The following is a 13,004-nucleotide window of genomic DNA, read 5'->3' as shown; positions in this document are numbered from 1 at the left end:
AACCTACAGCATAAACGGTATTCAATCGATACGCCTTGCTTTCATATTCCAGTTGTCGGGGCGGCAACATTTCGCTAAAGTCACGCCCCTTCTTCACGGGCATGGGGATTTTTACGGTGTTTATTGGTTTTGACTACGGTACGGCAAACTGTTCAGTAGCCGTAATGCGTGACGGGCAGCCACACCTGCTCAAAATGGAAAATAACAGCACGTTACTGCCCTCAATGCTTTGTGCGCCTACGCGTGAAGCGGTGAGCGAATGGTTGTATCGCCATCATGATGTCCCCACGACGGATGCCGAAACACAGGCGCTACTGAGTCGTGCGATGCGTTATAACCGCGATGAAGACATCGATGTTAGCGCCAATAGCGTGCAGTTTGGTCTGGCATCACTGGCGCAATACATTGACGACCCGGAAGAGGTTTACTTTGTTAAATCGCCAAAATCATTCCTGGGTGCCAGCGGCCTGAAGCCGCAGCAGGTTGCTCTATTTGAGGATTTGGTCTGCGCGATGATGCTGCATATTCGCAATCAGGCGCAAAACCAGCTACCGGAAGCGATCACCCAGGCCGTTATCGGTCGCCCGATCAACTTCCAGGGGTTAGGCGGTGATGATGCCAACGCCCAGGCGCAGGGTATCCTTGCGCGTGCGGCAAAGCGTGCTGGTTTTCAGGATGTTGTTTTTCAGTACGAACCGGTAGCCGCGGGTCTGGATTTTGAAGCAACCTTGCAGGAAGAAAAACGCGTATTGGTGGTGGATATCGGCGGTGGTACCACTGACTGTTCGCTACTGCTAATGGGACCGCAATGGCATCAGCGCGCCGATCGCGAAAACAGCCTGCTGGGACACAGCGGTTGCCGCGTGGGCGGTAACGATCTGGATATTGCGTTAGCCTTTAAACATCTGATGCCACTGCTGGGTATGGGCGGCGAAACGGAAAAAGGCATCGCATTGCCGATTTTACCCTGGTGGAACGCGGTCGCGATCAACGATGTTCCGGCACAAAGTGATTTCTACAGCACCGCCAACGGACGTTTACTCAACGATCTGATCCGCGATGCACGTGAAGCAGACAAAGTGGCGCTGCTGCTTAAAGTCTGGCGTGAACGCCTGAGTTATCGCCTGGTACGCAGCGCAGAAGAGAGCAAAATTGCGCTTTCTGACCAGACAAACGTTACCGCGGCACTGCCATTTATCAGCGATGCGCTGGCCACCGCTATCAGCCAGCAAGGACTGGAAGCGGCGTTAAATCAACCGCTGGCACGTATTCTTGAGCAGGTTCAGTTAGCGCTGGATAACGCGCAGGAAAAACCGGATGTCATTTATCTGACCGGCGGTAGCGCCCGTTCACCGCTGATCAAAAAAGCCCTTGCTGAACAGCTTCCGGGGATCCCTATCGCCGGTGGCGATGACTTTGGCTCTGTCACCGCAGGGCTGGCTCGCTGGGCGGAAGTGGTTTTCCGCTAAGTCGCTCGCAGGCTGAAAAGCGTACGTATTGACATCATCGTTACTGTGGATTACTTTCAGGAGTGAGGGTTAGGGAGGTTTTACCCTCCCCCTGGTGTCTTAGTAAGCCGGTAAGCTAATGACTAAGAGTATCACCAGTATGATGACCTGCTTCATCATAACCCTTTCCTTTTTTTGGCCCCTTCCTCGGGAGGGGCTTTCCCGTTCCAGCGTCCCGCTGAAATCTCTGGCTTACCTCCTTATTGCCTTGACCACACTCTGACACACTATTTCGCATTGGCGATTTTCGCTGCTGATTGTTGCGTAATGCCTCGCAAAGCCGCGCCGTCATTCAGACGAATCCCGACAGTGTTTCATAATTCCTCCATTTTTCTCCCTTGTTCACTGGCTAAACTAGTATCATTCCGCGAAACGTTTCAGGATGAGAAACTCATAACAATGAAAGGCCGTAACAAATCCCGCTGGGTGATAGTAATCGTGATCGTCGTGGCCGCCATCACCGCCTTCTGGTTCTGGCAAAGTCGCAGCGAACCTCAGGGAACAGCCCCCGGCGCGACCCGTCAGACACAACCCGCTCCGGCAACGGGACGACGAGGAATGCGTTCCGGTCCGTTGGCTCCGGTTCAGGCGGCTACGGCAGTCGAACAAGCGGTTCCACGCTATCTGACCGGGCTGGGTACCATTACTGCCGCGAACACCGCGACGGTACGCAGTCGCGTGGACGGCCAACTCATCGCCATACACTTTCAGGAAGGGCAACAGGTGAAAGCCGGCGATCTGCTGGCCGAGATCGACCCGAGCCAGTTTAACGTTGCGTTGGCTCAGGCGCAGGGACAGCTAGCGAAAGATAAAGCCACGCTAGCCAATGCTCGTCGCGACCTCGCCCGCTATCAGCAATTGGTCAAAACGAATCTGGTCTCTCGTCAGGAACTGGATGCACAACAGGCGCTGGTCAACGAAACACAAGGGACGATAAAAGCCGATGAAGCCAGCGTCGCCAGCGCGCAATTACAACTCGACTGGAGCCGGATAACGGCTCCTGTTGATGGTCGGGTGGGCCTGAAGCTTGTGGATGTGGGTAACCAGATATCCAGCAGCGATACCACCGGGATTGTCGTCATTACACAAACCCATCCTATTGATCTGGTTTTCACTCTGCCAGAGAACGATATCGCGACCGTAGTACAGGCACAGAAATCGGGGGCGCCACTGAAAGTTGAGGCCTGGGACCGTACCAACTCGAAAAAACTGAGCGAAGGTGTGCTGCTGAGCCTCGACAACCAGATTGACGCCACCACCGGCACCATCAAAGCAAAGGCCCGCTTTAACAACCAGGACGATGCCTTGTTCCCGAATCAGTTTGTTAACGCTCGCATGCTCGTCGATACCGAACAAAATGCCGTCGTGATCCCGACTGCCGCACTACAAATGGGTAACGAAGGCCACTTTGTCTGGGTACTGAACAACGACAACAAAGTCAGCAAACATTTGGTTAAACCGGGAATTCAGGACAGTCAGAATGTCGTTATCTCCGCCGGGCTGTCCGCGGGCGATCGCGTCGTCACCGACGGGATTGATCGTCTGACGGAAGGGGCTAAAGTCGAGGTCGTGGAGGCTCACGCCGCCACCGCTAGCGACGACAAAGCCGCACCGCGCGGCTATGGCAAAAAAGGAGCGAGCTCCTGATGCAGGTGTTACCTCCCGGCAATACAGGCGGCCCGTCCCGCCTGTTTATTCTGCGCCCCGTCGCCACCACGTTGCTGATGGTCGCGATTCTGCTTGCCGGTATCATCGGCTACCGTTTTCTGCCCATTGCGGCATTACCGGAAGTGGATTACCCCACCATTCAGGTCATAACGCTCTATCCCGGAGCCAGCCCGGATGTCATGACGTCTGCGGTTACCGCTCCGCTTGAACGCCAGTTCGGACAGATGTCCGGCCTGAAACAAATGTCCTCCCAAAGTTCCGGTGGTGCATCGGTCGTCACGTTGCAGTTTCAACTGACCCTGCCACTGGATGTTGCTGAGCAGGAAGTTCAGGCCGCCATCAATGCCGCCACCAACTTATTACCGAGTGACCTGCCTAACCCACCGGTCTACAGCAAAGTTAATCCAGCGGATCCGCCGATCATGACGCTGGCCGTCACCTCGAGCGCCATGCCGATGACGCAAGTGGAAGATATGGTGGAAACCCGCGTCGCGCAGAAAATCTCCCAGGTATCTGGTGTTGGCCTGGTGACACTTTCTGGCGGCCAGCGTCCTGCGGTCCGCGTGAAACTTAATGCACAGGCGATTGCAGCGCTCGGCCTGACCAGCGAAACCATCCGTACGGCGATTACCGGCGCCAACGTCAATTCCGCCAAAGGGAGTCTTGATGGGCCAACGCGCGCCGTTACACTTTCCGCTAATGACCAGATGCAGTCTGCCGATGAGTATCGCCAGTTAATCGTTGCCTATAAAAATGGTGCACCGGTACGACTGGGTGATGTCGCCACCGTCGAACAAGGTGCAGAAAACAGCTGGCTTGGGGCATGGGCCAACAAACAACAAGCCATCGTGATGAACGTACAGCGTCAACCAGGCGCAAATATTATCTCCACGGCGGACAGTATTCGGCAAATGCTGCCGCAACTGACGGAAAGTCTGCCGAAATCGGTGAAGGTAACTGTACTTTCGGATCGTACGACCAATATTCGCGCTTCCGTTGCCGACACTCAGTTCGAACTGATGCTGGCAATTGCATTGGTCGTCATGATTATCTACCTGTTTCTGCGCAATATTCCTGCCACCATCATTCCTGCGGTTGCCGTTCCGCTATCGCTGATCGGGACCTTCGCGGTAATGGTGTTTCTTGATTTCTCCATCAACAACCTGACGTTGATGGCGCTGACCATCGCCACAGGTTTTGTGGTGGATGATGCCATTGTGGTTATCGAGAATATTTCGCGCTATATCGAAAAAGGGGAAAAACCACTGACCGCTGCCCTGAAAGGTGCGGGCGAGATTGGTTTCACCATCATCTCCCTGACGTTTTCATTGATTGCGGTATTGATTCCACTGCTATTCATGGGCGATATCGTCGGGCGCTTGTTCCGTGAATTCGCCGTTACGCTGGCAGTGGCGATTCTGATTTCCGCCGTCGTATCGCTCACCCTTACACCGATGATGTGCGCGCGCATGCTCAGTCAGGCGTCATTGCGTAAGCAAAACCGCTTCTCCCGCGCCTCAGAGAAAATGTTCGATCGGGTGATTGCCGGATACGGCCACTGGCTGGCAAAAGTACTTAACCACCCGTGGTTGACGCTTAGCGTAGCCCTCGGTACGTTGGCCCTGAGTGTCATGCTGTGGGTGTTTATCCCAAAAGGTTTCTTCCCGATTCAGGATAACGGCATTATTCAGGGTACGCTGCAGGCTCCGCAATCCAGTTCATTTTCCAGCATGGCCCAGCGTCAACGCCAGGTTTCCGATGTGATCCTTAACGATCCTGCGGTAGAAAGCCTGACGGCCTTCGTGGGTGTTGACGGCACTAACCCCGCGCTGAACAGTGCTCGTCTGCAAATTAATCTTAAACCGTTGGATGAGCGCGACGATCGCGTTCAGAAGGTGATCGCCCGATTGCAGGATGAGGTAGACAGAGTCCCTGGCGTTGACCTTTATCTACAACCCACGCAGGATCTGACGATTGATACCCAGGTCAGCCGAACGCAATACCAGTTTACGTTACAAGCTAACTCTCTTGACGCCCTCAGCACGTGGGTCCCACAGCTGCTTGAAAAACTTCAGCAGTTACCACAATTGTCTGATGTTAGCAGCGACTGGCAGGATCAAGGGTTGGTCGCGTATGTGAACGTCAATCGTGACAGCGCCAGCCGTTTAGGGATCAGTATGGCGGATGTCGATAACGCCCTGTATAACGCCTTCGGACAGCGTTTGATTTCGACTATCTACACGCAGGCAAACCAGTATCGCGTGGTGTTAGAGCATAACACTGACAGCACACCTGGACTTGCAGCGCTGGATACCATTCGTCTGACCAGTAGCGATGGCGGGATCGTACCGCTCAGCGCTATCGCCAGCATTGAGCAGCGTTTTGCCCCGCTATCGATTAACCATCTCGATCAATTCCCGGTGACGACTATCTCGTTCAATGTGCCAGATAACCAGTCGTTGGGCGATGCGGTACAGGCGATTCAGGATGCCGAAAAAACACTTAACCTGCCCGCAAATATCACCACTCAGTTCCAGGGCAGTACGCTTGCCTTCCAGGCTGCTCTGGGCAACACCATCTGGCTGATTGTGGCGGCAGTGGTCGCGATGTATATCGTGCTCGGCGTATTGTACGAAAGCTTTATTCACCCGATTACGATTCTCTCTACACTTCCCACTGCGGGTGTCGGGGCGTTGCTGGCGCTCATGATTGCCGGCAGCGAACTGGACGTGATCGCGATCATCGGCATTATTTTGCTCATCGGGATCGTGAAGAAAAACGCCATCATGATGATCGACTTTGCCCTTGCCGCGGAACGTGAGCAGGGAATGTCACCCCGCGATGCCATTTTCCAGGCCTGTCTGCTGCGTTTTCGCCCTATCCTGATGACCACGCTGGCAGCGCTACTGGGTGCGTTGCCACTGATGCTAAGCACCGGTGTAGGTGCAGAGTTACGCCGTCCATTAGGTATTGGCATGGTTGGCGGTCTGCTGGTAAGCCAGGTCCTGACGTTGTTTACCACGCCCGTCATCTATCTGCTTTTTGACCGTTTATCGCTGTACGTCAGGAACCGCTTCCCACGCCAGGAAGAGGACGCGTAAATGAAATTTTTTGCGCTTTTCATCCATCGCCCGGTCGCGACCATTCTTATTTCGGTGGCGATTACCCTGTGCGGGATTCTTGGCTTTCGCCTGTTGCCAGTGGCCCCCCTGCCGCAGGTTGATTTCCCGGTAATCATGGTCAGTGCATCACTACCGGGAGCATCACCCGAAACAATGGCGTCATCCGTAGCAACCCCACTGGAACGCTCGCTTGGGCGGATCGCGGGCGTAAATGAGATGACATCAAGCAGTTCGCTTGGTAGCACGCGCATTATTCTCGAATTTAAATTTGACCGCGACATCAACGGTGCAGCACGGGACGTACAGGCCGCCATTAACGCAGCGCAAAGCCTGCTGCCCAGCGGGATGCCCAGCCGCCCGACGTATCGGAAGGCCAACCCTTCAGATGCCCCGATCATGATCCTGACGCTAACATCGGACACGTACTCGCAAGGTGAATTATACGATTTCGCATCGACGCAACTGGCGCAGACCATCGCACAAATCAACGGCGTCGGTGATGTGGATGTCGGAGGAAGCTCTCTTCCCGCCGTGCGTGTGGGGCTTAATCCGCAGGCGCTGTTTAACCAGGGTGTATCGCTGGACGCGGTGCGTAGCGCTATCGATAACGCCAACGTGCGTAAACCACAGGGTGCTATCGAAGATAAAACCCATCGCTGGCAGGTACAAACCAACGATGAGCTAAAAACCGCGGCGGAATATAAGCCAGTTATCATCCACTATAACAACGGTGCAGCTGTGCGACTGGGGGATGTTGCATCTGTCAGTGATTCAGTGCAGGACGTACGCAATGCGGGGATGACCAATGCCAAACCGGCCATTCTGTTGATGATCCGCAAACTGCCGGAAGCCAATATTATTCATACGGTCGACAGCATTCGCGCCAAACTACCGGAGTTACAAACCCTGGTTCCTGCCGCTATCGATCTACAAATCGCCCAGGATCGTTCACCCACTATCCGCGCTTCGCTGGCTGAAGTAGAACAAACACTGATTATCTCCGTCGCGTTGGTTATCCTGGTGGTGTTTGTCTTCCTGCGCTCCGGGCGTGCCACCCTGATCCCAGCCGTTGCGGTTCCGGTCTCGCTGATTGGTACGTTTGCCGCGATGTATCTGTGTGGATTTAGCCTCAACAACCTGTCGTTAATGGCCCTAACCATCGCGACGGGTTTTGTCGTCGATGATGCCATTGTGGTACTGGAGAACATTGCACGCCACCTCGAAGCAGGAATGAAACCGTTACAGGCGGCGCTACAGGGCACGCGCGAGGTGGGTTTCACGGTTCTCTCCATGAGCCTGTCGCTGGTGGCGGTGTTTCTGCCACTGCTGTTAATGGGCGGGCTGCCAGGCCGTCTGTTACGCGAGTTTGCCGTCACCCTGTCGGTGGCTATCGGTATTTCATTGCTGGTATCGCTGACGTTGACGCCGATGATGTGTGGCTGGATGCTCAAATCCAGCACGCCACGCGAACAATCGCGTAAGCGGGGATTTGGCCGTGTACTGGTGGCATTACAACAAAGCTACGCCACCTCGCTGAAGTGGGTGCTACGCCACACACGCATGGTGGGCGTGGTGCTACTCGCAACCATTGCCCTGAACGTCTGGCTCTATATTTCAATCCCCAAAACCTTCTTCCCGGAGCAGGATACTGGCGTGCTCATGGGCGGGATCCAGGCCGATCAGAGTATTTCGTTTCAGGCGATGCGGGGCAAACTGCAGGACTTTATGAAGATCATCCGCGACGATCCTGCGGTGAATAACGTCACCGGGTTTACCGGCGGTTCACGCGTCAACAGTGGGATGATGTTTATCACCCTGAAGCCACGTGGAGAACGTCACGAAACAGCGCAACAGGTGATCGACCGCCTGCGTGTGAAGCTTGCCAAAGAACCCGGCGCAAACCTGTTTCTGATGGCGGTGCAGGATATTCGCGTCGGCGGTCGTCAGGCTAATGCCAGCTACCAATACACTCTGTTGTCAGATGACCTCGCCGCACTACGCGAATGGGAACCAAAAATTCGTAAGGCGCTGGCCGCCCTGCCCCAGCTGGCGGACGTTAACTCCGATCAGCAGGACAACGGCGCGGAAATGAATCTGACCTACGATCGTGACACCATGTCACGTCTGGGAATCGACGTTGAAGCTGCCAACAGCCTGCTGAATAACGCCTTTGGTCAGCGACAAATTTCAACCATCTATCAGCCGATGAACCAATACAAAGTGGTGATGGAAGTCGACCCACGCTACACCCAGGATATCAGCGCCCTGGACAAAATGTTCGTCATTAACAGCGATGGCAAAGCAATACCGTTGTCGTACTTTGCCAAATGGCAACCGGCAAATGCGCCGTTATCGGTGAATCACCAGGGGTTGTCTGCCGCCTCAACCGTATCGTTTAACCTGCCGACCGGTTCTTCACTTTCTGAAGCGACGGAGGCCATCAACCGAACGATGACCCAGCTTGGGGTACCGTCGACGGTGCGTGGTAGCTTTGCGGGTACCGCGCAGGTATTTCAGGACACCATGAATTCACAGGTGATCCTGATTATCGCCGCCATCGCCACCGTCTATATCGTGCTGGGTATGCTGTATGAAAGCTATGTTCACCCGCTGACTATTCTCTCCACGCTGCCTTCTGCCGGCGTTGGGGCCTTACTGGCGCTGGAGCTGTTCAATGCCCTGTTCAGCCTAATCGCCCTGATAGGGATCATGCTATTAATTGGCATTGTGAAGAAAAACGCCATCATGATGGTCGATTTTGCGCTGGAAGCGCAGAGAAATGGCAAGTTGCAGCCGGAAGAAGCGATTTTCCAGGCCTGCCTGCTGCGTTTTCGCCCAATAATGATGACCACGCTGGCGGCCCTGTTTGGTGCGCTGCCGCTGGTATTATCCGCAGGTGACGGCTCTGAGCTGCGTCAACCATTGGGGATAACCATTGTTGGCGGGCTGGTTGTCAGTCAGCTACTTACGCTGTACACCACTCCGGTGGTCTATCTCTTTTTCGACCGTCTGCGTCTGCGTTTTTCGCGTAAAAACAGCAAACCGGTAGCAGAGTTATGACAGAACTTCCCGACAGCACCCGCTGGCAACTTTGGATTGTGGCATTTGGCTTTTTCATGCAGTCGCTGGATACCACCATCGTCAACACCGCGCTTCCCTCGATGGCCAAAAGCCTCGGGGAAAGCCCACTGCATATGCACATGGTCATTGTGTCGTATGTACTTACCGTCGCCGTAATGCTCCCCGCCAGCGGTTGGCTGGCCGATAAAATCGGTGTGCGCAATATATTCTTCACCGCGATCATTCTGTTTACGCTGGGATCGCTTTTTTGCGCCTGGTCCGGAACGCTGGATGAACTGGTGATGGCTCGCGTGTTACAAGGTGTAGGCGGCGCGATGATGGTGCCCGTCGGCAGGTTGACGGTGATGAAAATCGTCCCACGCGAGCAATACATGGCGGCAATGACATTCGTCACCTTGCCCGGTCAGATTGGCCCTCTTCTGGGCCCGGCATTAGGTGGTATTCTGGTGGAATATGCCTCCTGGCACTGGATATTTCTGATTAACATTCCGGTTGGCATTGTCGGGGCAATAGCGACGCTAATGCTGATGCCCAACTACACCATGCAAACTCGTCGTTTCGATCTTTCTGGATTCATAATGCTGGCTGTCGGCATGGCGGTACTCACGTTAGCGCTCGATGGTAGTAAGGGAACCGGCATTTCCCACATCACGCTGGCAGCGCTGGTTATCTGTGGCGTACTGGCGATCCTGCTGTATCTGAAACATGCCCACAACAACCCTCGTGCACTGTTTAGCCTGCATCTGTTTCGTACACACACCTTCTCGTTAGGCCTGTTCGGCAGCTTTGCCGGGCGGATTGGTAGCGGAATGTTACCGTTCATGACCCCGGTTTTCCTGCAGATTGGATTGGGCTTTTCACCATTTCATGCCGGATTGATGATGATCCCGATGGTGCTGGGCAGTATGGGAATGAAACGCATCGTGGTCCAGGTCGTCAACCGGTTTGGCTACCGTCGCGTACTGGTCACCACCACGCTTGGCCTGTCGATGGTCAGCCTGTTGCTGATGAGCACCGCGTTACTCGGTTGGTATTACGCTCTGCCGTTCATACTGTTCTTACAGGGGATGGTCAATTCTACCCGCTTCTCATCAATGAACACGCTGACGCTAAAAGACCTGCCGGATGACCTCGCGAGCAGCGGCAACAGCCTGCTGTCAATGATCATGCAACTGTCGATGAGTATCGGGGTAACCATCGCCGGTCTGTTGTTAGGCATGTTCGGGCAGCAGCATATCGCCATCGACAGCGCGTCTACGCATACCGTCTTTATGTATACCTGGTTGTGCATTGCGTTCCTTATCGCACTGCCCGCCCTCATTTTTGCCCGCGTGCCGAACGACACGCAGACCAACGCGGTGATTTCACGGCGCAAAAGGAGCACCTGATGAAGTTCTGGCGGCCCGGTATCACCGGCAAACTCTTTCTGGCTATTTTCGCCACCTGCATTGTGCTGCTGATCAGTATGCACTGGGCCGTGCGCATTAGCTTCGAACGCGGTTTTATTGACTACATCAAACACGGTAACGAACAACGCCTGCAAATGCTCAGCGATGCGTTAAGCGAGCAGTACGAGCAGCACGGCAACTGGCGATTCTTACGCAATAACGATCGTTTTGTTTTCCAGATCCTGCGCTCTTTTGAACACGACAATGACGATGATAAACCGGGACCCGGCATGCCGCCGCACGGCTGGCGTACGCAATTTTGGGTGGTCGATCAAAGTGCCCACGTGCTGGTCGGCCCACGCGGCCCAGTTCCTCGCGACGGCATGCGCCATCCCATACGCGTTAACGGCAGCGAAGTGGGGGCCGTGATCGCCTCGCCCGTAGAACGTTTAACGCGGAATACGGATATCAATTTCGACATGCAGCAAAGACGATCCAGTTGGCTTATCGTGGCGCTCTCCACGATCCTTGCCGCGCTGGCGACGTTTACGCTAGCGCGCAGCCTGCTGGCCCCGGTTAAGCGGTTGGTGGAAGGCACACACAAACTGGCTGCCGGCGATTTTACCACCCGCGTGGTCCCCACCAGTACCGATGAACTGGGCAAACTGGCGCAGGATTTCAACCAGCTCGCCAGTACGCTGGAAAAAAACCAGCAGATGCGCCGGGACTTTATGGCTGATATCTCTCACGAACTGCGCACGCCGCTGGCAGTTTTACGCGGCGAACTCGAAGCTATTCAGGATGGTGTACGTCAGTTCACCCCGGATTCGGTAGCCTCATTGCAGGCCGAAGTGGGTACGCTCACCAAACTGGTAGACGATCTCCACCAGCTTTCTATGTCTGATGAAGGTGCGTTGGCCTACCAGAAAACCTCGCTGGACCTGATCCCTCTGCTGGAAGTGGCGAGCGGCGCGTTTCGCGAACGCTTCGCCAGTCGTGGACTGACGATCCAACTTTCACTCCCGGACAGCATGACGGTCTTTGGCGACAGGGATCGCCTGATGCAACTGTTTAACAACCTACTAGAAAACAGCCTACGCTACACCGACAGCGGTGGCGGTCTGCATATCAGCGCCGAACAGCGCGAGCGAATGGTGTTATTAACCTTCGCCGATTCCGCCCCCGGCGTTAGCGACGAACAGCTACAGAAACTATTCGAACGCTTTTATCGCACCGAAGGGTCCCGTAACCGGGCCAGCGGAGGGTCCGGGCTGGGGCTGGCGATTTGCGTCAACATTGTCCAGGCGCATAATGGTCTGATCCGCGCCGCCCATTCGCCTTTTGGCGGGGTTAGCATTACAGTAGAGTTACCGCTGGAACGCGACTTACAGAGAGATGTATGACTGAGTTACCTATTGATGAAAACACGCCGCGTATTCTGATCGTGGAAGACGAGCCCAAGCTGGGGCAACTGCTCATCGACTACCTGCGTGCGGCAAGCTATGCCCCTACGCTCATCAATCACGGCGATCAGGTGTTGCCTTACGTACGCCAGACGCCGCCCGATCTTATCTTGTTAGATCTGATGTTGCCAGGTACCGACGGTCTGACTCTGTGCCGGGAAATTCGTCGTTTCTCTGATGTCCCGATTATGATGGTGACCGCCAAAATCGAAGAGATTGACCGCCTGCTGGGGCTGGAGATCGGTGCAGATGACTACATTTGTAAACCGTACAGCCCGCGGGAAGTCGTCGCACGAGTGAAAACGATCCTGCGCCGTTGTAAACCACAGCGCGAGTTGCAACAGATGGATGCAGAAAGTCCTCTGATCGTCGATGAAGGCCGTTTTCAGGCATCGTGGCGTGGAAAAATGCTCGACCTGACGCCCGCTGAATTTCGCTTACTCAAAACGCTATCGCATGAACCGGGAAAAGTGTTCTCCCGCGAGCAATTGCTCAACCATCTCTACGATGACTACCGCGTCGTTACCGACCGCACCATCGACAGCCATATCAAGAACCTGCGCCGCAAACTGGAATCGCTGGATGCAGAGCAGTCGTTTATCCGCGCGGTCTATGGCGTAGGATATCGCTGGGAAGCCGATGCCTGTCGGATTGCTTAATCTGCCAGACGTCAATCAAGGCCGGGTAAGGCAAAACGCCCACCCGGCACAATAACTTTACCTGCCCGTCACGCAGCGATACAATGCCCGCCCTTAATATGGGGGCACTCCCCCA

The 13,004-nt window shown here is 54.8% G+C and carries 8 protein-coding genes; 7 read left to right on the top strand and 1 reads right to left on the bottom strand.

Going from position 1 to position 13,004, the window contains the following annotated elements; genetic code table 11:
* The first annotated feature begins 116 nt into the window (after nt 1-116).
* Nucleotides 117-1,469, top strand: coding sequence for a molecular chaperone (yegD, locus tag QMN38_RS00405; protein ID WP_271454624.1), 1,353 nt, complete (start codon nt 117-119; stop codon nt 1,467-1,469).
* Between the two features lie 99 nt (nt 1,470-1,568).
* Here the strand turns inward: yegD and QMN38_RS00400 are convergent, their stop codons facing one another.
* A complete protein-coding gene (locus QMN38_RS00400) occupies nt 1,569-1,628 on the bottom strand; it encodes a type I toxin-antitoxin system Ibs family toxin (protein WP_109017525.1) in 60 nt (19 codons plus the stop codon).
* Between the two features lie 279 nt (nt 1,629-1,907).
* On the opposite strand from QMN38_RS00400, the gene QMN38_RS00395 reads away from it, so the two are divergent.
* The 6 genes from QMN38_RS00395 to baeR are packed head-to-tail and all read left to right on the top strand — an operon-like array spanning nt 1,908 to nt 12,889.
* A complete protein-coding gene (locus QMN38_RS00395) occupies nt 1,908-3,155 on the top strand; it encodes an MdtA/MuxA family multidrug efflux RND transporter periplasmic adaptor subunit (protein WP_323604180.1) in 1,248 nt (415 codons plus the stop codon).
* A complete protein-coding gene (locus QMN38_RS00390; RefSeq protein WP_323604179.1) occupies nt 3,155-6,277 on the top strand; it encodes an MdtB/MuxB family multidrug efflux RND transporter permease subunit in 3,123 nt (1,040 codons plus the stop codon). The genes QMN38_RS00395 and QMN38_RS00390 overlap by 1 nt, the downstream gene beginning before the upstream one ends.
* A complete protein-coding gene (gene mdtC, locus QMN38_RS00385; RefSeq protein ID WP_323604178.1) occupies nt 6,278-9,358 on the top strand; it encodes a multidrug efflux RND transporter permease subunit MdtC in 3,081 nt (1,026 codons plus the stop codon).
* Entirely contained in the window at nt 9,355-10,767 is a 1,413-nt protein-coding gene (mdtD, locus tag QMN38_RS00380) for an MFS transporter (protein WP_323604177.1), read from the top strand. Before mdtC ends, mdtD begins: the two co-directional genes overlap by 4 nt.
* Complete coding sequence (gene baeS / locus QMN38_RS00375; RefSeq protein WP_323604176.1) at nt 10,767-12,170, top strand: envelope stress sensor histidine kinase BaeS; 1,404 nt, start codon at nt 10,767-10,769, stop codon at nt 12,168-12,170. Before mdtD ends, baeS begins: the two co-directional genes overlap by 1 nt.
* Nucleotides 12,167-12,889, top strand: coding sequence for an envelope stress response regulator BaeR (gene baeR / locus QMN38_RS00370; RefSeq protein ID WP_137382236.1), 723 nt, complete (start codon nt 12,167-12,169; stop codon nt 12,887-12,889). The genes baeS and baeR overlap by 4 nt, the downstream gene beginning before the upstream one ends.
* The last annotated feature ends 115 nt before the right edge of the window (nt 12,890-13,004 follow it).

The organism is Citrobacter sp. R-1.5.2 (assembly GCF_035064245.1).
In the GTDB taxonomy this organism is placed as follows: domain Bacteria; phylum Pseudomonadota; class Gammaproteobacteria; order Enterobacterales; family Enterobacteriaceae; genus Citrobacter.
Note: the sequence above shows the minus strand (reverse complement) of the source record. Positions and strands in the feature narration are given on the sequence as shown.

Coding starts and splice junctions, on each gene's coding strand:
- QMN38_RS00395 (WP_323604180.1), top strand. CDS start 1,908: ATGAAAGGCCGTAACAAATCCCGCTGGGTGATAGTAATCGTGATCGTC.
- QMN38_RS00390 (WP_323604179.1), top strand. CDS start 3,155: ATGCAGGTGTTACCTCCCGGCAATACAGGCGGCCCGTCCCGCCTGTTT.
- mdtC (WP_323604178.1), top strand. CDS start 6,278: ATGAAATTTTTTGCGCTTTTCATCCATCGCCCGGTCGCGACCATTCTT.
- mdtD (WP_323604177.1), top strand. CDS start 9,355: ATGACAGAACTTCCCGACAGCACCCGCTGGCAACTTTGGATTGTGGCA.
- baeS (WP_323604176.1), top strand. CDS start 10,767: ATGAAGTTCTGGCGGCCCGGTATCACCGGCAAACTCTTTCTGGCTATT.
- baeR (WP_137382236.1), top strand. CDS start 12,167: ATGACTGAGTTACCTATTGATGAAAACACGCCGCGTATTCTGATCGTG.